This is a genomic window from Amycolatopsis sp. PSD-21 (assembly GCF_055561455.1).
In genome coordinates, this window is the sequence record NZ_CM145712.1 from 1,465,802 (window position 1) to 1,486,865 (window position 21,064).

Below are 21,064 nucleotides of genomic sequence, written 5' to 3' on the forward strand. Positions count from 1 at the left end.
TATGGGTGCCATCAGCGTGGGGGCCGGCGTACTGATCGCCGTGATAGTTGTCATCCTCCTGGTCTTGCTCTTCACCATCACCAGGTTGTTCAAGAAGGTGCCGCAGGGTAAGGCACTGATCATCTCGAAGGTCCGCCGTGTCGACGTGACGTTCACCGGCGCGATCGTCCTGCCGGTGCTGCACAAGGCCGAGATCATGGACACCTCGGTCAAGGCCATGGAGATCACCCGGACCGGCCGTGAGGGCCTGATCTGCCGGGACAACATCCGCGCCGACATCCGGATCTCGTTCTTCGTGCGGGTCAACAAGACCGTCGAGGACGTGATCAAGGTCGCGCAGGCCATCGGCACCGAACGCGCCAGTGACGAGGCCACCCTGCAGGAGCTGTTCAACGCCAAGTTCTCCGAGGCGTTGAAAACCGTCGGCAAGCAGCTGGACTTCGTGGATCTCTACACCAAACGCCACGAGTTCCGCGACCAGATCATCCGCGTCATCGGCACCGACCTCAACGGCTACAGCCTGGAGGACGCGGCCATCGACTACCTCGAGCAGACGCCGATGGCGCAGCTCGACTCCGCGAACATCCTCGACGCGCAGGGTATCCGCAAGATCACCGAGCTGACCGCGATCGAGCACGTGCGCACCAACGAGTTCCGCCGCAGCGAGGAGAAAGAGATCACCCGCCAGAACGTGGACGCCAAGGAGGCGATCCTCGAACTGGAGCGGCGGCAGGCCGACGCCGAGATCAAGCAGCGCCGCGAGGTCGAGACCATGCGGGCGCGCGAAGAGGCCGAAATCGCCAAGGTGCAGGCGGAGGAGCGGCTCAAGTCGCAGGCCGCCGGCCTGCGCACGGACGAGCAGCTCGGCATCCAGCACCAGAACCAGCAGCGTGAGATCGAGGTCGCGGGCAAGAACCGTGAGCGCGTGATCGCCATCGAGACCGAGCGCATCGAGAAGGACCGGCTGCTCGAGGTCATCGGCCGCGAACGCGAGACCGAGCTGTCCCGCATCGCCAAGGACAAGGAGATCGAGACCGAGAAGCGGTCCATCGCCGAGGTGATCCGCGAGCGGATCGCGGTCGAGAAGACCGTCGCGGAGCAGGAAGAGAACATCAAGAAGCTCCGCGTCGTCGAAGAGGCGGAGCGCCAGCGCTCGGCGATCATCATCCGGGCCGAGGCGGAGGCGCAGGAAAACCTCGTCAAGGACATCAAGGCCGCGGAAGCCGCCGAGGCCGCGTCGAAGCACAAGGCCCGCGAGGAGCTGACGCTGGCCGAGGCGCGCCAGCAGGCCGCCGAGCTGGACACTCGCGCCAAGATCCGCCTGGCCGAAGGCATCCAGGCCGAGGAGGCCGCCGCCGGGCTGGCCGCGGCGCAGGTCAAGGAACGCGACGCCGACGCGCTGGAGAAGGTCGGCCGCGCCGAGGCCATCGTCGAGCGCGAGAAGGCGATCGTGCTCGCCGACGGGATGCGGGACAAGCTCAAGGGCGAGGCGGAAGGTCTCACGGAGAAGGCCGCCGCGATGGCGGCGCTCGACACCGCCAGCCGCCAGCACGAGGAGTACCGCCTGCGCCTGGAGGCCGAGAAGGAGATCCGGCTCGCCGCGCTCAACGTGCAGCGCGAGGTCGCCGAGGCGCAGGCCACGGTGCTGGGTATCGGGCTGGAGAAGGCCGACATCGACATCGTCGGCGGCGAGACGATGTTCTTCGAGAAGGTCATCGGCTCGATCGGCCTCGGCAAGAGCGTGGACGGCTTCGTCGAGCACTCGGACGTCGTCCAGACCCTCGGGAAGTCGTGGCTCGACGGCTCGGGCAGCTTCACCGAAGACCTGACGAAACTGGTCGGCTCGGTGAGCACGGAGGACGTGAAGAACCTGACGCTGTCGGCCTTCCTGGCCAAGCAGCTGCAGGCGGGCGGCCCGGACAGGGGCAAGGTGCAGGAGCTGCTGGCCATGGCGCAGCGGCTCGGCCTTGCCGACAAGTCCGTCGCCGCCCTCGCCCCCGCGAAGCAGTGACGACGACCGAACCGGCGGCGGGAACGGAGCAGCTGGACGCGGGCACCTATGAGGTGCTCCGCGCCCGGCTCGCCGCACAGGCCGCCGAACTGGCGAAGCGCGCGGACGAGCTCAACACGGCGCGGCTCGAGGTCTTCGGCAGCGCGCAGCTCGCGCTGATCGGCACGGAGCGGATCCGCACCGCGAACAACTGCGTGCCGCGGGACGTCGTGTCGGTCGGCGGGCGGATGTTGTTCGGCTACAACGTCTTCATCGGTCTCAAACCGGAGACGACGGTCGACGACGTCTTCTCGCTGCATGGCTTCAGTCATGACATCGAAGACACTGTGGCTTTCCGCTTCGACGACGTGCCCGCCGAGGAGCTGCCGGAGCTGTTGCGCGACGAGCAGTTCGTCCGCGATTTCGCCGAGCTGTACCGGTACTACCGGCAGGCGAAGCTGCTGCAGCTGCGGCGGGTCGAGGGCAAACTGCTCGCGGTGTTCCAGATCGGTCCGCGCACCGAGGACATCCGCGTGCTGCGCTGGGGGATCGCCGCCGACGGCAAGGTGTCCTATGTGGACAGCCGGGGCGAACGCGACCACGTCTTCCCGCCGTCGCACGATTTCGAATGGATCGAGACCAGCCGCGAGCAGCACGTCCTCGGGCGGCATCCGCACATCTCGATCGAGGACGACGTGTTCGTCGAGACCGTCGGCGGCAACCTGACGATCAAGGTCGAGAACAACACCGAAACCGGGGAGGGTGTCTACGCCGAACCGGTCGACGAGCCACTGCAGAGCCTCGCCGACGCCGAGGTCTCCTACGCCAGGATCGGCCCGTTGATCCTGCTGCGGATCCTGCCGTACAAGGAGACCGCGTACCGGTATCTGGTGTTCAACACCCGTACGCGGGACGTGGTGCGCCTCGACGGGATCGGGCAGGCGTGCCAGCGGCTCCCCGAGGACCACGGGATCATCTTCCCCGGCGGCTACTACCTCGACACGGGTGTCAGCAAGACGTTCGACACCACCGTGGACGAACTCGAATTCGAGCGTGTGATCCGCTCCCCCAACGGGGAGGACGTGCTCTACGTCTTCCACGCGCGCGACGACGGCCGCTCGCTGCTCCTGCCGTACAACGTGATCCGCAAAGAGGTTTCGAACCCGATCCCGTGCCACGGGTACTCGCTGTTCGACGACGGCACGATGGTGCTGTTCCGCGCGTTGTCCGAAGAGCCGAGCCGCGTGCACCCGATGCAGGTGTGGCGGACGCCGTTCCAATCGGACACCTTCGCCGCGTCGCAGCCGGCGGGCACCGGACCGCTGGAACGGGTCGGCAACGCCGATCTGGTGCGCGGCATCTCCGACTGTCTCTCGATCGGCCGGATGGTCGAGGAGATGGCGCCGTCGGCGGCGGTGTTCGAGGCTCTGATCGCCGCGTGCGCACGGGTTTTCGACCACTACCACTGGCTCGGCGAGGCCGAACTCGGTGATCTGCGGTCGCCGCTGTCGGACGTCCGGGTGACCGCGGAGCAGGTGCTCGACGAGTTCGAGACCGTCACTTCGCTCACCGCGCAGGCGGCCGAAGCCGTCGAAGAGGCGGCCGCGGAGACCGCGTCACTCGTGCGGAGGGTCCGCGGCGAGGCGCTGAACGCGGCCGACGCGTGGGTGCGCCGGCTGGCCGAAATGCACCGCGCGCGAGGGCATCTCGTCACCGTGCGGGAGCTGCGGTATGTCGATACCGGCCGGGTCGACAAGCTGATCGCCGACCTCGACACGGAATTCGGCGAGGCCGCTCAGCGTGCCGTCCGGTTCCTCCAGGGCGAAGACGCGTTCACGGGCTACCACGCCGAGGTCGACGGGCTGATCGAGGCCGCGGGCGCGATCTCCACCGTCGCGGAAGCCGTTCCCGTCGCCGAGCGGCTGGACGAGCAGTCCGGCGGGCTCGAAGTCCTCACCGACGTCGTCGGCGGGCTGGAGATCGCGGACGCCGTGGTGCGGACGAAGATCCTCGAACGCGTCGGCGAGGTCATCGGCGCGGTCAACCGGGCGCGGGCCACCCTCGAAGCGCGGCGCAAGGAACTGCTGGAGACCGAGGGCCGGGCGGAGTTCGCCGCCGAGTTCGCGCTGCTCGCGCAGGCGATCACCGGCGGGCTCGCGGTCGCGGACACCCCCGACCGGTGCGACGAGCAGCTCGGCAGATTGCTGCTGCAGCTGGAAAACCTCGAATCGCGGTTCGGCGAGTTCGACGACTTCCTGGTGTCGCTCGGGGAGAAGCGGACCGACGTCTACGAGGCGTTCTCCTCGCGCAAGCAGGCTTTGCTCGACGAGAGGGCGCGTCGCGCGGACCGGCTGGTCGATTCGGCCGAGCGGATCCTCGCCAGTGTCACGCGCAGGGTCGGCACGCTCGGTTCGGTCGATGAGATCAACACCTACTTCGCCTCCGATCCGATGGTCGCGAAGCTGCGCAGCGTCGTCGCCGAACTGCGGGACCTCGGCGACCAGGTGCGCGCCGAAGAGCTGGAAGGCCGGGTCAAGGCCGCTCGCCAGGAAGCCGGGCGCGCACTGCGCGACAGGCAGGACCTCTACGGCGACGGCGGCGAGACGATCCGCCTGGGCCGCAACACCTTCGCGGTCAACACGCAGGACATCGACCTCACCCTGGTGCCGCACGACGGTGGGATGAAGTTCGCGATCACCGGGACCGACTACCGCTCGCCCGTGCGGGATCCCTCGTTCGAGGAGACGCGGCCGTACTGGGATCAGCTGCTGGTCTCGGAATCGCCCGAGGTCTATCGCGCCGAGTACCTGGCGACGTCGATCCTGGCCGAACAGCCGGATCTGGCCGAGGCCGATCTCCTGGAGGTCGTCCGGCGCGCCGCGGGGGACCGTTACGACGAGGGCTACGCGCGTGGTGTGCACGACCACGACGCCGCCGCGATCCTGGCCGCGTTGTTGCGCCTGCGCTCCGCCGCGGGGTTGCTGCGGTATCCGCCCGCCGCTCGCGCCGCCGCCCAGCTGTTCTGGGCTTTCGGTGCCGAAGAAGCGGCGAAGTCCGCCTGGACGACGCGCGCCGCGTCGCTCGCGCGGGTGCGGGAGGCGTTCGGGCACACCACGGCGATCGACGCGCTGGCGCGGGAACTCGCCGAGGCGATGACCGCGTTCGCCGCGTCCTCGGGGCTGACGCTGGAGCTCGAACTCGCCGGCGAGTACCTGTTCGAGGAACTGGCCGACGCGTCGCCGGGTTTCGTGACCAGTGGCGGGGCGCGGACCCTGCTCGACAAGTTCCGGCTCGACCGCCGTAGCTTCGCCGAAGACCTGCGTGCCCTCGAAGACCTCGCGGATCGGTATCAGCTCGCCGAAGCCTGGCTCCGGTCCTTTGTGGACTCGGCAGGTCTGCCCGACGACGAGCTGGCGGAGGCCGTCGCGATCGAACTGGCCGACCTGCCGCGGTACGACTCCTCGGCGGAACTTTCGGCCACTGTGGACGGTCTGCTCGGCTCGCATCCGCGGATCGTGAACCGGTCCCTGACGCTGCGGCTGGACGAGACGCTGGCCAGGACGCTGCGGTTCCGGCGTGACCGGGTGCCGGGTTTCAGGGCGTACCAACGGCTGCGCAACGACCTGGTGGCGGCCGAACGGGACAGGCTGCGGCTGACCGAGTACAAACCGAAGGTGATGAGTGCCTTCGTGCGCAACAGGTTGCTCGACGAGGTCTATCTGCCGCTGATCGGCGACAACCTCGCCAAGCAGCTCGGCGCGACCGGCGACGCGCGGCGGACCGATCAGTCCGGTCTGCTGCTGCTCATCTCGCCGCCCGGCTACGGCAAGACGACGCTGATGGAGTACGTCGCGAGCCGTCTCGGGCTGGTGTTCGTCAAGGTGAACGGGCCCGCGCTCGGGCACGACGTCACGTCGGTGGATCCGGCGGACGCGCCCAACGCGACGGCGCGGCAAGAGGTCGAGAAGATCTCGTTCGCGCTCGAGCAGGGCAACAACGTGCTGCTGTATCTGGACGACATCCAGCACACGTCGCCGGAACTGCTACAGAAGTTCATCTCGCTGTGCGACGCGCAGCGGCGGATGGAAGGCGTGTGGGAGGGCCGGACGCGGACGTACGACCTGCGGGGCAAGCGGTTCGCGGTCTGCATGGCGGGAAACCCGTATACTGAGCAGGGCAAGCGGTTCCGGATCCCGGACATGCTCGCCAACCGTGCCGACGTGTGGAACCTCGGTGATGTGCTGTCGGGCAAGGAAGAGCTGTTCGCGCTGAGCTACATCGAGAACTCGCTCACCGCGAACACCGTGCTGGCTCCGCTCGTCTCGCGCGAACGGTCCGATGTGGACGTTCTCGTGCGGCTGGCCCGCGGCGACGGTTCGGTGCGGGCGGATCAGCTGAAGCACGCCTACTCGGCGACCGAACTCGAGCAGATCCTCGCCGTCCTGCGGAAACTGATCAAGGTACAGCGGATCGTCCTGGCGAACAACCAGGCGTACATCGCCTCGGCCGCGCAAGCGGACTCGTCGCGGGTCGAACCGCCGTTCCAGCTGCAAGGCTCCTACCGCAACATGAACAAACTCGCCGGCCGGATCGTGCCCGCGATGAACGACGCGGAACTGGAAGCGCTGATCGACGACCACTACGCCGGCGAAGCGCAGACGCTCACCTCGGGCGCCGAAGCGAACCTGCTGAAACTGGCCGAACTACGCGGACGGCTGAGCCCCGCGGAGGCGCAACGCTGGGCCGACGTGAAGGCGGCTTACCTGCGCGCGCAAGCGCTCGGCGGGGACGACGAGGACCCGATGAGCCGCGCGGTCGGCGCTATGGGCCTGCTGGCGGACCGGGTGGGGGCGGTGGAGGCGGCGATCGAACGGGCTTCGGAGCGGATGGTCGTGCGGGATGTGATGTAGGAGTTTGTTCCGGCGGCGGGAATCGGCGACGTTGCCGGAATTCGGCAACAATGTCTCTGCTGGGATCTTGGTGCCGAGTATCGGCGATGCTGCTGGGCAGTCTCTCCTCGTTGCCGACAATTGGCGACGATACCCGGTGGCTGCTGACGGCAGGCCTCCGTTGCGACCTTGTCACCGGATATCGGCGATGCCGCACAGGCAGCCCGCTTCGTGTCCTAGTTGCCGAAAATCGGCAACTCCCTTCCCCGCTCGCGAGGCCGGAAACTGTCGGTGGCCGGTCGTATGGTCGTGGGGTGGGCACACATTCCGCGCCTGTGGCGCTACTCGAAAACCTCACCGGCCCCGAGCTGCTGGCAGCGGTGAACGCTGCCGTCGATTCGTTGGACGACAAGGATTCCGTCGCTGTCGCGCAGGCGGCGTCGGCCGGGATCGCACGGCTGGAAGCGGTCCGGTTCCGGGCGCTGGCGCAGCTGAACCGACATCGCGACGGCGCCCGCAGCGTCACACAGGAGGTCGCTTTCGCTCTGTCGCTTGTGGACAATAATGCCGGTGCGATGGTCGCCGCGGCCGACGCGCTGACCACCCGCCTGCCGCGCACGCTGTCCCTGATGGACCAAGGAGAAGTGAGCGGCTTCGGCGCGATGAAGGTCGCCGCGGCCACCGCGTGGCTGTCGGACGAGGACGCCCGCACCGTCGATGCGCTCCTGGAGGACCGGCTACCAGGCAGGAACCCTGATCAGATCCGGAAAGCGGCGAACCACGCCGCGATCACCGTCGACCGCGAGGGCGCCGAAGCACGGGCCGAACGGCATCGCGAAGGCCGCCGCCTGACCTTGCGGCAAGGCGAAACGGGAGTGGCGTCGATCGAGGTCGAAGACGGGCCGGTCGAAAAAGTCACCGCCGCCTATCAGCGCATCGATCGGGAAGCACGGGCGCTCAAGACCGGGGAAGAGACTCGCACCCTGGAGCAGCTACGCGCCGACGTCGCGCTCGATCTCCTGCTCGGCGGCCAAGGCGGCACCAGTGAACGCACCGAAGTGTTCCTGTACATGGACCTGTTCACTTACCTTGGCCTCAACGACGATCCCGCGGATCTCGCCGGACACGGCACCGTCCCCGCCGCGCTCGCCCGGCAAATCGCCACCGGCCCCGATGCCGTGTTGCGGCGCATCATCACCGACCCGCTGTCCGGGCAGGTCCTCGACCTCGGCCGGGACCGCTACCGCCCCAGCGCGGGCCTGGGCGAGTTCGTGCGGGTCCGGGACCGGGAATGCCGAAGACCCGGCTGCCAGCGTCCTGCCCAGGCCTGCGATATCGACCATTCCGTGCCCTGGCAACACGGCGGCCATACCAACGCCGACGAACTGATCGACCTCTGCCGACGAGACCACCGCCTCAAAGACGAACCCGGCTGGACCTACCACCTCGCCGCCGACGGCACCCTCACCATCACCACACCCACCGGACAGAGCTACGACAGCTCACCCCCGCCGCTTCACTTACCGCGCCCAAGGACACCGCTCGCCGACGAACCGCCACCGTTCTGAGTCTCATTGCCGGAAAGTGGCGACGGACGGCTAGGCCTCGCCGGTAGGTCCGCATCGTCGGAAAACGGCGAGGGCGCCGGACTCGGCTTGGGCCTTCCAAAGACGCCGCTGACTCGCCACTAGACCTCGCGTCGCCGGAACGCGGCCACGGGTGGTGTGTGCGGAGACGCTGCTTTGGCCCTTCAAGTTCACGGTCGGGTCTTGCTGGTTGGTGCGTTGCCGGAAAGCGGCGACGGGCACCCTACGCAGGGCTCCGCGTTGGCCGAGAAAGGGGCGCCGCTGACAGATCTCGCCACCTGACCCCGCGTCGCCGGAAAGCGGCCACGGATGGCGTGTGCAGGCTCGCTGCATTGTCCATTCAAGTTCACCGCCAAGTCTCGCCACTAGACCTGCGTCGCCGGAAAGCGGCGACGGGCACCCTGCGCGCAAGACTCCACGTTGGCCGTGAAAAGGCCGCTGCTGATAGGTCTCGCCGCTAGACCCGCGTTGCCGGAAAGTGGCGACGGGCGCCCTGTGCGGAGGGGTGCTGCGTTGGCCGTTCAAGGGCACACCGACAAGTCTCGCCATTGGAGCGCGTGGCCGGAATGCGGCCACGGGCGATGCGTGCGGAGACGCTGCTTTGATCCTTCATGTTCACCGCCAAGTCTCGCCGCTAGACCCGCATCACCGGAAAGCAGCGACGAGCACCCCCGTGCGCAGAACTCCACGTTGGCCGTGAAAGTGGCCGCCGCCGCCAAGCCCCGCCACAAACCTGCGTCGCCGAAAAGCGACTACGCAATGCCGGACGCACCACTCAAGACCCCAAAGCAGCCAACTGCCCAGCAGTGAGCCGTTCCACCAACGGAACCGCCCGATACTCCCCACCGCGGCGATCCACGCGAACCGGGCCGGCGATGTGCGGGTGCTCTTCGGCCACCCGCAAGGCGGCAGCGGTCCGCTCAACAGACCAGTCGAGGGCCGAAGCGAGAGCCGCAAGGGAAAGCCCCCGGCCGGCGTGCAGGAGTGCGGCGAGCACGGTCAGTGCGTCACCGGCGAAGACCGCGACGCGGTCGTCGTGCATGATTTCGTCGATGCGCGCGTGGAATCGGGAGAGGTCGTCCATGCGGGCGCCCGCGGGGGTCGCGACGCCGAGGACTTCGGCGCCCTGGCGGGAGACCTTGACCCATTCCTGGTTGGAGCGGACGCTTTCGGCCCACACGCGCTGCGGCATTTCCTCGTCGATGACGTACTGTTCCCGCCGGCCGTCGCGTTCCCGTTTGAGCATGGCCTGTGCTTCGAGGTAGGCGACGGCGTTCGAGATCGAGGCCGGGCTGACCTGGAGCCGCCGGGCGAGCTGGGCGGCGGTGAGCACGCCGTCGTCGCTGACGGCCAGGCACGCGAGGACCCGCGCGGTCATGCGGGGCAGTCCGGTCGCCACGATCATTTCGGCGAAGTCGGTTTCGAAGGCGCGGACGGCTTCCGGGTCCCGTCCGTAGCCGTTTTCGACGACGGGGACGGCGCGCGGTTGCGGTTTGCGGCGCCGCGCGCGTTCGCCGGTGACGCGGGTCGCTTCTTCGGCGCGGTAGCCGGAACGGCCGCTGTTGCGCGCGACCTCGCGGCTGATCGTCGACGTCGGCCGCCCGAGCCGCCGGGCGATCTCGGCGTAACCGAGGCCGTCCTTGAGCCAGGACGCGATCAGCCGTCGATCCTCCAGCGTCAGCCTGCCGCCCGGCATGGCACCTCCTGTGCGTTCACGCGCAGATCATTGCAACGAGACGTTGCATTTATTGTCACGACCGTTGCAACGATTTCCGGAAATCTACCAGCTATAACACCCAAAAAGCCAGGGCAAAGCTTTGAGCGATCTGTAAATGCAACGTAGCCTTTGGGTATCGGTAAAAACTGGGAGGAACAGCTATGACCACCTCGGTGCCTCATCTCACCGAACTACCCCTCGAACGACCGAAGGGCTGCCCGTTCGACCCGCCCGCGGAGCTCGGCACGTTGCGCGACGAGCATCCGCTGGTCCGTCTGACGTTCCCCGACGGGCACGAAGGCTGGCTCGCGACGGGACACGCGGTCGTCCGCGCCGTTCTCGCGGATCCGCGGTTCAGTGCCCGGCAGGAGCTCATGCACTCGCCGCTGCCGGGCGCGGCCGCGATGGTGGAGATGCCGCCGGCGCCCCCGGGGATGTTCATCAAAATGGACGGCTCCGAACACAGCCACTACCGCAAGCTGCTCACCGGCAAGTTCACCGTCCGCCGGATGCGGCTGCTCTCGGAGCGGGTGGAGCAGGTGACCACCGAACACCTCGACGCGATGGAGCAGCAGGGAACGTCGGCCGACCTGGTGACCGCGTTCGCGCAGCCCATTCCGGCGCTGATGATCTGCGAGCTGCTCGGCGTCCCGTACGAGGACCACGAGTTCTTCCGGCGCAACGTCCTGCCGCTGAACCTGCCGGACGCTCCGGCCGAGGAACAGGAAGCCGCCGTCAACGCGCTGGGGGAGTACCTCTACAAGCTCATCGTGGCGAAACGGGCCGCGCCGACCGACGACATCCTCGGTGAACTGACGACCACGACGGAGCTCACCGACGAGGAGCTCACCGGTATCGCGTTCCTCTTGCTGGGCGCCGGTTTGGACACCACGGCCAACATGCTCGCGCTGGGCACTTTCGCCTTGTTGCAACATCCGGACCAGCTCGCGGCGGTCCGCGAGGACCCGGCGCGCATCGAAGGCGCGATCGAGGAACTGCTGCGCTACCTGACCATCGCGCACACCGGCGCGCGCACCGCGCTCGAAGACGTCGAGATCGGCGGGCAGCTCGTCAAGGCGGGGGAGGTGGTCGCGCTTTCGGCCCAGGCGGCCAACCGGGATCCGCTGAAGTTCCCGGAACCCGACCGGCTCGACGTCCGCCGGAACGCCGCCGGGCACGGTTCCTTCGGGCACGGCGTCCACCAGTGCCTCGGCCAGCAGCTCGCGCGGGTGCAGATGAAGGTCGCCTTCAGCGGGTTGCTCGCCAGGTTCCCCAAGCTGCGCCTCGCCGTTCCGGCCGGAGAGATCCCGATGCGGACGGATTCCGACATCTACGGGGTGTACGCGCTCCCGGTGGCGTGGGACTGATCGCGATGAAACTCGAAGTGGACCGGGAACGCTGTGTGGGCGCCGGAATGTGCGTGCTGACCGCGCCCGGGGTGTTCGAACAGGACGAGGAAGACGGCCGGGTCCGGTTGCTGGACCCGGAACCGGCCGACATCGGCGACGCCGTGCAATCGTGCCCGGCGGCGGCGATCACGGCGAAAGCGTAGAAACCCCAGGCCAGGGGGTGCCGGGCGGGCACCCCCTGGCACGGGATCAGCCGACGTCCGCGAGGACCTTGCCCGCGTCGGCGCTCGGCACCGCGGTGCCGGCGTAGAGCTGCTGGACCCTGGCCTTCTCCTGCGCGTTCGGGTTCACGCTCTTGCAGCTGACCCCGCCGGTCGAGCCGGACATCAGCGACGAGCACGGGCCGGGCTTCACGTCGGGCAGGCCGAGGCTGTGCCCGAGTTCGTGGGAAGCGATCCGCGGCGTGTAGTAACCCTGCTGGACGGCCTGCCTGCCCATCCACACGGTGACCGTGCCGCTCGGGCGCACCGGGCCGAGCGTGGCGCGCGGCCAGCCGTTGTCGGCGATGACCCGGATGTTGACCCGCTGCCCCGGCGTCGCCTTCACGATACGGACGTTGGTGACGTTGGTGTTCCAGACGTTGACGCCGGCGGCCACCGCGTCCTTGAACTCCGCGGCCTGGCTGTCGTCGTAGGTCAGGGTGGTCGCCATGATCTCGGCGGCACCGGCGGAGGGTGCCGTGAGCATCGAGACGGAGAGCGCGGCGCCGGTGAGCACCGCGGCGAAGGTACGTCGAAGCACGTTGAACTCCTCGCGTTTAAGGCGTGCTGGAATTTCGGAGCACTGTCGACCCTGAACCCTCCGCGGTCGTCGGGGTACCCGCCGATAGTCGCCTGTCGTTAACCATGATCTTGACGCGACCGGAAGACTGTGCCGTTATGACGACGGCGCGTTTCACCGGACACGAAGCACCGATCCTCGCGGTCGCGGTGAAGGGAAACCGGCTGGTCACCGGGGGTGCGGACCGGACGGTGCGGGTCTGGGACCTGGAGACCGGAGAGCAGCGTTTCGCGCTGAGCGGCCATGATCGGCCGGTTCTGGCGGTGGGTATCTCGGGTCAGTACGTGGTGGGTTGCGATGGGGCGACGGTGCGGCGCTGGCGGATCACCGGTACCGGCGCGCATCCCCCGGAGGTCCAGACCACCAAGCGGACCGTGGCGGTCGCGGTGGCGAAGGACTTCGCCGTGTCCGGCGCGGGAAGCACTGTCGAGGTCAGGCGGCTGGACGGCGCGACGGCACGGACCCTGCGCACTGGCGGCCCTGAGGTCGAATCGGTCGCGGTGACCCCGGACGGCCGCGTCGTCGTCGCCGGGGACGACGCCGGTGGCGTACGGCTGTGGGACCGGGAAATCGTTTCCCACTACCGGTTCGGCGGCGCGGGCGCGGTCCACGTGGTCGCGATCTCGGCCGACGGCGAGCAGGTGCTGTCCGCCGAGGGCGAGATGGTCCGGTTGTGGGGGCGCAAGGGCGATCCGGCCCTCGTCTTCCCCGGCCACACCGGCGTAGTGCGGGCGCTGGCCTTCGGCGCCGACGGCAAATTGGTGCTTTCCGGCGGTTCCGACGGCGAGGTCCGCGTCCGCGAGATCGACGACCCGCGGGACTACACGCTCCTCAAGGGACATCAGGGGAACGTCCGGGCGATCGTCTGCACCGCGGGCAACGAGAAGATCGTCACGGTCGGGGACGACCGCACGATCCGGGTGTGGGACCGCTTCGGCAACCAGATCGACGGCACCGGTTTCGTCGAGCCCAAACCGGGCCGGGCGCGGCCGCGGATCACGCCCGACGTCGAAAGCCCGGTCGACCTGATCGGCTTCCACGACGACGTGCGCACCCTCGCCGCGGTCATCGCCGACCGCGAGACCAGCCCGCCGCTGTGCGTCGCGCTGCTGGGCCCGTGGGGTTCCGGCAAGTCGAGTTTCGTCCGCCAGGTGACCGACCGGGTGGCCGAACTGGCGCGCCGGTCCCGCGGCGACGCCGCGAACAGCGTGTTCACCGGTGAGATCCGGCAGATCCGGTTCAATGCCTGGCAGTACCACGACGACCATCTGTGGGTCGGGCTGGTGGACCACCTGTTCCGCAATCTCGGCGCGCCCGAGACGCACGCGGACGCCGGCGAGGTCCGCGCCGAACGGGAGGAGCTGCGGAACCGGCTCGCGGGGCTGAAGGCCGTCAAGGCGGATTCCCCGCTCACCTGGCGCTGGCGGCTGCTGGTCTCCGGGGTGGACCGAGCCGAACGCCGTCGGCGGAGGCTCGCCGTCGCGGGGTACGCGGTGCTGGGCGTGCTCGGTGTGGCCGCGGCGATCACCGGCTGGGCCTTGTGGCACAACGCGATCCTCGCCGCGGCGGGTGCCGTCGTCGCGCTCGGCGCCGTGCTGACCCCGGCGCTCACCACCGCCAGATCCGCGCTCGCGCCGGTCAAGTCCACATTGGACAGGCTGCGGCACGACGTCGACAAACGCGCGGAACGGTTCGAGGCCGAGGTCCGGGAGACCGAGGAACGGCTGCGGCGGCTGGACGCGGCCAGCAGGCTCGGCGATCTCATCGAGGAGGCGAAAACCGGGAGATACGGGGACTACCAAGGGGTTTTCGCCCGGGTCCGGGAAGATCTCGCGAATCTGAGCGCCGATCTGGTGGACGCCAGGGAGGAATGGCTGCGGGCGGGCGGAAAGGGCAAGCCGCCGCTGGAACGGATCGTGCTCTACATCGACGATCTCGACCGCTGTCCGCCGTCGAAGGTGATCGAAGTGCTGGCCGCGGTGCATCTGCTGCTGGCGCTGCCCGCGTTCGTCGTGGTGGTCGCGGTCGACCCGCGGTGGCTGCGGCGCTGCCTCGACCAGCACCACGAGGAACTGTTCGGCGCGGGGGAGGCGCGGCGGGCGGAGTACCTCGACAAGATCTTCCAGATCGTGTTCGCCCTGCGCCCCATGGGAACCGCGGCGGACGAGCTGATCGACGCCCTGATGCCGATCGAGGAACGGGAACCGGAGCCGTCCGAGCCCGAAGAATGGCCGGAGGACGAGAGTGTCCCCGAAGACGGTGGGACAAGGGAGGTCGTCGTCCAGGAAACGGCCCCGCCGACGTTCTACAACATGCGGCCGGACCGGTTGCGGCTCACCGAGGTCGAACGCGCTTTCGTCCACGTACTGCGGAAAAGGCTGAACACGCCGCGCGAGATCCGGAAGCTGATCAACCTCTACCGGCTCGTGCGCATCGGTATCCCGGACGCGGAACTGGCGCGTTTCGTCGACGGCCCGTACCGCGCCGTACTCGTCCTCCTGACCCTCCTGGTCGCCGATCCGGACGCCGCGCGCAAGACGTTCATCGCCCTTTCCGACGGGGAATCGTTACGGGAGGCCTTTCCACCTGAATGGCGGCTAGACGCCGAATCCTTCGATGATCTACAGGTCTACCGGAATTGGGTGGGCACCCTCGCCCGCTTCAGTTTCGAGACCTACGATCTCGTGACCGAGGAGGCGGAACCGGGAACCATGTTGTAGCTACACTTGCCCGCTACGACGGCTAGGGGGCGGCGCATGCGGAGAACAGGCTGGCTTTCGCTCGTCTTCGGCGCGCTCGTCGGGACGCTCGTGATCGTCCTGCTCGCCACGGCGGTCACCCCGCCCTCGAACGCGACCAGGCCCGACTGTGTCCGCCTCATCACCAGTTCTTCCACGGAGAAGGGTGATCTGATCGCCGAACTGGCCGAGCGGTACAACAACACCGGCCGGACGTTCGACGGCGGCCGGTGCGCGAGGGTCGAGGCGCACAAGAAGACCTCGGGTGCCACCCTCGACCTCATCGCCGATGGCTGGAACGACCTCGACCAGCACCACCCCGAGCCCCAGGTCTGGCTGCCCAGTTCGTCGCTCTGGCTCGATCTGCTGCGCCAGCGCGGAAAAGGCGAGCGGATCAAGTCCGGGCCGAAGACCTCGCTCGCGACCAGCCCGATGGTGATCGCGATGCCCGAGCCGATGGCCAAGGCGATGGGCTGGCCGGGCAAGACCCTCGGCTGGGGCGACGTACTGGAAGTGAACCGGAACGGCGGCTGGCCCTCGAAGGGCGCGGCGTACGCCCAGTGGGGGAACTTCACGCTCGGCAAGGACAACCCGCGGCGGTCGACGTCCGGGCTCGCCGCGACCATCGCGACCTATTTCGCGGCGACGGGCGGCGACTACGGCAAGATCGGCACCGCGGAGACCGTGCAGTTCGTCCGCGGGATCGAGGCGTCGGTCGCCTACTACAGCGACGATTCGGTGGCCTTCCTGAAGACGCTGTACGACGAGGACCGCAAGAAACCGACGCCCTACATCAGCGCGATGGCGATGCAGGAGCAGATGGTCTACCTCTACAACCGCGGCGTGCCGACCGGGGATCCGGCGCAGCTGAAGGCGAACCCCGTCCCGCCGCTGCGCCCGCTGGTCGCCGTCCACCCCAGGGAAGGGACGATGCTGATCGACCATCCCTTCCTGGTCACCGCGAACGCGTCCCCGGAGCAGCAGTCGGCGGCCAAGGACTTCTACGACTTCCTCCTGGAGGCCGCCCAGCAGGACCGGTTCCGTGAGCTCGGATTCCGCGACCCCGGCGGTAACGGGACCCCGGAGCTGGCCGGGGTCGTGGGCACCCAGGGAGCCCAGGAGCCGCCGAAGATCGGCGTCCCCACCGGCGAACAGATCCAGAAGATGCTGGACGGCTGGGAGTACACGCAGCGGCGGGGCCGGATCCTGCTGGTGCTGGACCTGTCCGGCTCGATGAACGAACCGTTCGACAAGAACCGCAAGGACAAGCCGTACTCCGAAAGCCGGATCGCCCTGCTGAAACCCGCGATCCGGAAACAACTCGAGTACCTGCATCCCGAAGACGAGGTCGGGCTGTGGACGTTCTCCGACGGGTACGAGGAGAAGATGCCCATCGGCAAGGTGAAGAACGTCCGCGGCCCGATGCTCGACCTGGTCGAGAACCTGACCCCGAAAGGCGATACGGCGCTGTACCAGACCGTGATGGCCGCCAACGAGAAGATGCGGCGCGAGTTCGACCCGAACCTGATCAACGCCGTCGTCTTCCTGACCGACGGCGAGAACACCGAGGCCGGGACGAAGGAGCAGGTGCTGCAGAACGTCGACGCCGAGCGGCTGGACAACTCCGTCCGCATCTTCACCATGGCCTACGGCGCGCAGGCCGACAGCCGCGTCCTCGACGAGATCGCGCAGAAGTCCAAGGCCCGCAGCTATCAGGCCGTCGACCCGCACGGCATCGACAAGATGTTCGTCAACGTGTTCAGCAACTTCTGACATGGCCGAGTACGACAACCGGCCGTTCCACGTCGTCGCGGTGGTGCTCGGCCTGATCGCCGGGATGATCGGCCGCGCGGTGACCTATCCGCATCCGCAGGCCTGGCTTTTCGGTGGTGTCGCGGCGTTGGCCGTGCTGGTCCCGGCCGAGACCGCGTTCTTTGTGCTGAACGGCAGGCGACGGAGGCCGGCGCGGGAGAAGCGCGCGCCGGAGCCCGCCGCTGCCTTCGATCACTACAGCCTGCTCGGGCGGGCGCTGACGGCCATCGAAACGGTGCGGCCCGGGGAGACGGAGCTGTCCGCCGTCTTCCGCCGGGCGGTGGCCCGGCTCGAAAACCGCAAGGACCGCAACGCTCCCGAAGTCGTCGAGCTGCGGGTGACGGTGAAACAGACCACCGAGAAGCTGGAGCGACACGCGCGGGACGAGAACCCTGATCCGGTGATGCTCGTCGAGCGGATGAGGCTGTACCGGGAAACGCTCGAAGACGCCCTCGCGGCGGTCGAACCACGGTGAGTGTTCGGTGGCGAACAGACTACGGCCGTGCGTCGTGCTGATCTGAGGGCATGCCGTTGATCGGGCGCCGGGTTGTCGAGGGCGTGGAACATGTGGTCGTACCGGTGGAGCACCGGTTCAGCCTGGAGGAGGCCGTGCTGGCGGTGATGGCCGCCAAGAGCACCGTGCGGCCCGCTCCGGGGATCAAGGTCGCTCCGCTGAAGGTGTCGGAGGTACGGTCAGCGCTGCTCTACGCGGCGAAGCACGCCGACAGACGACACCAGATCGTGGACAGCTACTTCGTCGAGGCCGAAGACGGACCGTTGCACCGGTTGGCCGAGTGGATCAGATCGGAACTGGTCCGGCTGGGCATCTTCACCACCCACGACGGTTCCGCCGCCGGATCGGGTGGCCGATTCGGTTACTCTCCGCGATAGGTGTTCACGACTGCCTGGGAGGGTGTTTCGTGGGTTTGGGCCAGGAGGCCGCCGAAGAAAGAGAACGTCCGTTCCTGGAGCGACTGGACGAACCCGTCCGCGCCCGGTTGCTGGAGATGGGCACCCCGCAGACCTACGAGGGACGGCAGGCGCTCATGCGGGCGGGCGAACCCGGCGACTTCGTCATGCTGCTGCGGCACGGCTACGTGAAGGTGACCAGCGCCGACCGGATGGGCGCGACGGTCATCCTCGACGTCGGGGTCCCCGGCGATCTGCACGGCGAGATCGCGGTGATCGCGGGCGGGATCCGGATGGCCGACGTCGTCGCCATCGAAGAAGTGCACGTCCGGCGCATCGCGGCGAGCGAGTTCAACCGGTTCCTGCTGGAACATCCGGCGGCGATGCGGGAGGTGCTCGTCAGTGTCGCCCGCCGGTTCGTGCTCGCCCAGCGGCAGCGGACCCAGTCGTGGAAACCGCAGGCGGTGGCCAGGGTCGCGACCAGATTGGACTACCTCGTCGACGTCTGTGGCATCCGGACACCCGCCGGCTGGCGGATCGGGATCCCGTTGAGCCAGGACGAACTCGCGCAGTTCATCCCGATGGGCCGGACCATGGTCGCGCAGGCACTGGACAAACTCCGGAAGGCGGGAGTGGTGGCCAGTTCGCGCCGTGCGATCACCGTCATCGACCGCGAGGCATTGCGGGTGGTCACGGAAAAAGGTGTGACTTAGCTCACTGGCGTTGACCTGCGCGAGGTCATGTTTTGTTCGGTTCCGAACAGAACTTCCGGTGAGGAGTGGGAACACTGCTTCCTGCCGCCAGTTTTCACCGATCAGGGGAGGGGTCGCAGAGATGCAGGTGCTGACCTCAGGCCGATACAACGCGCACACCCACGCCGTCCTGTCCGTCGACATCGTCGGTTCGTCGAAGGCCAGTGACGACCTGCTGGACCCGATGAAGACCGAGATGGAGACGCTGGTTTCCCGCTCGTTCACCGCAGTCGGGCTCGCGCCGGGGGAAGCGCGTCACTTCCGGGAGACCGGGGACGGGCTGATGGTCGCGTATCCGGACCACGCCGTCGGCCAGCTCTGCGAGGTCGTGTTCCACCTGGACCATCTCCTCCGGACCCGCAACCGCTACGCCCGGGTGCCGATGCGGGCGCGTGTGGCGGTCCACATGGGACCGATGGCGGACAACCACCGCTACCACCGCACGTACATCACGCTGACCAGGTTGCTGTGCGCCTCCACCTTCAACGACGCCGTGGGCTACTGGTGCCGTTCGGATCCGACGGGCGACAAGTTCGGCGCCGGGATGATCGTGTCGCAATCGGTGTGGCGCAACGTGGTCGAGCCGTTCGGGGTCGCGCTGGTCCCGCCCGCCCGCTGCGCCAGGATCAGCGTCACCACCCCGGATTTCGCGGACAGCGCGTGGATCCACCTGCCCGGCCTGGACGCGGAAGCGGTCCTCGCCGAACTGAACCCGGCCGTCGCGGTGCCGCTCGTGTTCGACCGGGTGAGCCGGTTGTCCACGACGGCCTGACCCAGACCGGGCGGTCCGGTTTCCAGGGAGGGAAAACCGTATCGCTCGCCGGTTCCCGGCCCGGTACCCCTACGCCGGGCCGGGAACCGGACCCCCGGCGCGGGGGTGGGGGCGCGGGTCATCCCCGCCGCGCCCCCACTTGCTCCGCTACTGCCGGCAGCGCTTCCCGCTGTTGACGCACTTCACCAGCTGGTTCATCAGCCGTTGCGACATGACGTTCGCGAAGTCGTCGTGGTCGGAGCGGGGATTGTGCTTCTCCTGCGCGAACGCGTCGACCGCGTACTGTCCGGCGGCCTGCACCTCCGGCGGGATGTTGTAGACGAGCGTGATCCGCAGCTGCGGCACGTTCTTGAAGCCGCGCGGGCATTTCCCGTTGCGGTCGGAGAACACGATATGCGTCCGGTGGTTCGCGCTGTCGGTGTTCTTCCCGTCCCAGCAGTTCGGGAACGAGTGGATCCGCGTGACCTTGCTGCCCCGCGGGCAGATCGGGTACAGCTCGGTGAGCCGGTCTTCGAAACCGGTGCAGGTCCAGCTCGGCCGCGCGTTGGCCGGGCCGTTGGTGCTCTGCTTGGCGTCGCCGTAGAGCACGCGCAGGAACTTCGGCATCGCGACGACGCGGCGGGCGCCGCCGCTGGTGAAGGTCAGGTCGACCTTCTCGGCACGCTGGATTTCGCCCTCGTTGTTACCGATCTCGTTGTTGTCATTGACGCCGGGCAGGTCGGCGGCGTTGCCGTCGGACTTCTTCTTCTCGGCGTCGCCCGCGGCGTTGACGTTGCTGTTGTCGCCGCCGTTGTCGAGGCCGCCCTCGCCGTTCTGCTTCACCGCGCAACCGGCGAGCTGCTCCTCGTTCTTCGCGACCGGCCTGCCCGCCTGTCGCATGGTGTCGCCGATCTGCTTGATCGACGGCTTCCGCTTGTTCTTCAGCTCGTCGAGTACCTGGGCGGCTTGTTTTCCTTGCGCCAGCTGGTTGTTCGCGTTCTCGGACTCCTGGTCGAGCTTGTCGAGATTCTCGTCGACCGCGGGCATGGCCTGGTCGGGGACCTCTTCCAGTTCACTGGCGACGTCGGGGCAATCGACCTGGGCACCGGCCTCGTCTTTGGCCGCGTTCGCGCGGTCGGCGGCGAGTTTCTCCTCGTTCGCCGCCTCGTTCTCTTCCTCTTCTTCGGTGTTGATCCGGATTACCGGCCAGAAATAGGCCGACTTGTCCCCGTTCTTGCACGTGGTGCCCGCGCGCAGCAGGCTCTTGTTGTTCGAGTCCGCGTTGGTCGACAGGTTCCCGACGTAGTCGTGCAGATGCTCGGCTCCATTGCGGACACCGGGCTGCGCGATGAAGTTGTCGCCGTTGAAGTGGCCGTTCTCGTTGCGGCCGCAGTCCACGGTGAACGTCCCTCGTGCGCCCCGTTTCGCGAGGTCGAGGTTGACGTTGTTGCCGCGGGGGACCTTCGTGATGTCGATGAAGAAGGATTTGTCCGCGCCGTCGGCCCTGGCGGCGTCGGGGGTTCCGGTCGTGTTGAGCACGACGATCCCGCCGACGGCGAGGGCGAGGGCGGTGGCGCCCGTGGCGACCTTGGTGCGGCGCGCCATGCGATGGCGGCCGGCGGTTCTTTGGTTACGGGGCATGAACTTGTTCACCTCGTTCGGTGTCGTTGCGCGGAGCCCGGGGGATGCGGCGCCGGCTGCACCGGCGTCACTGACTCCGCGTTGGCTGAA

The 21,064-nt window shown here is 68.0% G+C and carries 14 protein-coding genes; 11 read left to right on the top strand and 3 right to left on the bottom strand.

Features of this window, described 5'->3' with window-relative positions:
• Position 1: 1 nt before the first annotated feature.
• The 3 genes from ACZ1DY_RS07455 (at position 2) to ACZ1DY_RS07465 (ending at position 8,447) form a co-directional block, all read left to right on the top strand.
• Positions 2-2,011: a flotillin family protein gene (locus tag ACZ1DY_RS07455; protein ID WP_465483956.1), complete on the top strand. Its 2,010-nt coding sequence runs from the start codon at positions 2-4 to the stop codon at positions 2,009-2,011.
• On the top strand, positions 2,008-6,900 hold the full coding sequence (locus ACZ1DY_RS07460; protein WP_465483957.1) for a DNA repair ATPase: 4,893 nt from the start codon (positions 2,008-2,010) through the stop codon (positions 6,898-6,900). The genes ACZ1DY_RS07455 and ACZ1DY_RS07460 overlap by 4 nt, the downstream gene beginning before the upstream one ends.
• A 350-nt stretch (positions 6,901-7,250) precedes the next feature.
• Entirely contained in the window at positions 7,251-8,447 is a 1,197-nt protein-coding gene (locus ACZ1DY_RS07465; RefSeq protein WP_465485625.1) for an HNH endonuclease signature motif containing protein, read from the top strand.
• Between the two features lie 793 nt (positions 8,448-9,240).
• Here ACZ1DY_RS07465 and ACZ1DY_RS07470 read toward each other — a convergent pair.
• A complete protein-coding gene (locus ACZ1DY_RS07470) occupies positions 9,241-10,161 on the bottom strand; it encodes a helix-turn-helix domain-containing protein (RefSeq protein WP_465483958.1) in 921 nt (306 codons plus the stop codon).
• Between the two features lie 182 nt (positions 10,162-10,343).
• Here ACZ1DY_RS07470 and ACZ1DY_RS07475 point away from each other — a divergent pair, with 182 nt between their 5' ends.
• Both ACZ1DY_RS07475 and ACZ1DY_RS07480 read left to right on the top strand, forming a co-directional pair.
• Positions 10,344-11,549 (top strand): cytochrome P450, encoded by a 1,206-nt coding sequence (locus ACZ1DY_RS07475; protein ID WP_465483959.1) that lies wholly within the window; start codon positions 10,344-10,346, stop codon positions 11,547-11,549.
• 5 nt (positions 11,550-11,554) lie between these two features.
• On the top strand, positions 11,555-11,734 hold the full coding sequence (locus ACZ1DY_RS07480) for a ferredoxin (protein WP_126733964.1): 180 nt from the start codon (positions 11,555-11,557) through the stop codon (positions 11,732-11,734).
• Between the two features lie 46 nt (positions 11,735-11,780).
• Here the strand turns inward: ACZ1DY_RS07480 and ACZ1DY_RS07485 are convergent, their stop codons facing one another.
• The gene (locus tag ACZ1DY_RS07485; RefSeq protein WP_126733963.1) at positions 11,781-12,332 is read right to left on the bottom strand and encodes a snapalysin family zinc-dependent metalloprotease; all 552 of its coding nucleotides are present in this window, start codon (positions 12,330-12,332) and stop codon (positions 11,781-11,783) included.
• A 137-nt stretch (positions 12,333-12,469) separates the two neighbouring features.
• Between ACZ1DY_RS07485 and ACZ1DY_RS07490 the strand changes: the two genes are divergently transcribed.
• The 6 genes from ACZ1DY_RS07490 to ACZ1DY_RS07515 all read left to right on the top strand — a co-directional run bounded on the left by ACZ1DY_RS07490 (position 12,470) and on the right by ACZ1DY_RS07515 (position 19,354).
• Positions 12,470-15,091 (top strand): P-loop NTPase fold protein, encoded by a 2,622-nt coding sequence (locus tag ACZ1DY_RS07490; RefSeq protein WP_465483960.1) that lies wholly within the window; start codon positions 12,470-12,472, stop codon positions 15,089-15,091.
• A 36-nt stretch (positions 15,092-15,127) separates the two neighbouring features.
• The gene (locus ACZ1DY_RS07495; RefSeq protein ID WP_465483961.1) at positions 15,128-16,882 is read left to right on the top strand and encodes a substrate-binding and vWA domain-containing protein; all 1,755 of its coding nucleotides are present in this window, start codon (positions 15,128-15,130) and stop codon (positions 16,880-16,882) included.
• 1 nt (position 16,883) lies between these two features.
• Positions 16,884-17,396, top strand: a complete 513-nt coding sequence (locus tag ACZ1DY_RS07500; RefSeq protein ID WP_465483962.1) for a hypothetical protein — start codon at positions 16,884-16,886, stop codon at positions 17,394-17,396.
• A gap of 50 nt (positions 17,397-17,446) precedes the next feature.
• Entirely contained in the window at positions 17,447-17,812 is a 366-nt protein-coding gene (locus ACZ1DY_RS07505; protein ID WP_007034234.1) for a hypothetical protein, read from the top strand.
• 29 nt (positions 17,813-17,841) lie between these two features.
• Positions 17,842-18,543 (top strand): Crp/Fnr family transcriptional regulator, encoded by a 702-nt coding sequence (locus tag ACZ1DY_RS07510; protein WP_125680634.1) that lies wholly within the window; start codon positions 17,842-17,844, stop codon positions 18,541-18,543.
• 121 nt (positions 18,544-18,664) lie between these two features.
• On the top strand, positions 18,665-19,354 hold the full coding sequence (locus tag ACZ1DY_RS07515; RefSeq protein WP_034317906.1) for a hypothetical protein: 690 nt from the start codon (positions 18,665-18,667) through the stop codon (positions 19,352-19,354).
• A 147-nt stretch (positions 19,355-19,501) separates the two neighbouring features.
• Here the strand turns inward: ACZ1DY_RS07515 and ACZ1DY_RS07520 are convergent, their stop codons facing one another.
• Positions 19,502-20,938, bottom strand: coding sequence for a DUF1996 domain-containing protein (locus ACZ1DY_RS07520; RefSeq protein WP_465485626.1), 1,437 nt, complete (start codon positions 20,936-20,938; stop codon positions 19,502-19,504).
• Between the last annotated feature and the right edge of the window lie 126 nt (positions 20,939-21,064).